The sequence below is a fragment of the Sedimentibacter sp. B4 genome, assembly GCF_000309315.1.
GTDB classification, from domain to species: domain Bacteria; phylum Bacillota; class Clostridia; order Tissierellales; family Sedimentibacteraceae; genus Sedimentibacter; species Sedimentibacter saalensis.
The window spans coordinates 1-212 of record NZ_CANG01000788.1 but is presented as its reverse complement, the minus strand read 5'-3'; the positions used below and the strand labels follow the sequence as shown (position 1 = coordinate 212).

The 212-nt window shown below is 69.8% G+C and carries 1 protein-coding gene; it reads right to left on the bottom strand.

The window, feature by feature from the left end; genetic code table 11:
- On the bottom strand, window positions 1–212 hold a 212-nt coding region (locus BN358_RS24350; protein WP_198018488.1), incomplete at both ends, for an NAD(P)/FAD-dependent oxidoreductase.

Genomic DNA, 212 nt, shown 5'->3' with positions numbered 1-212 from the left:
CGTCGCCCCGGCCAGCGTGCCGTCGCCGTGCAGGTCGGTGACCACCGAGTTCCAGGCGAACCGGATCTTCGGGTCGGCCTTCGCCCGGTCGACCATGATCTTGGAGCCGCGCAGCTCGTCGCGACGGTGGATGATCGTGACCGACTTCGCGAACCGGGTCAGGAAGGTGGCCTCCTCCAGCGCGGAGTCGCCGCCTCCGACGACCGCGATGT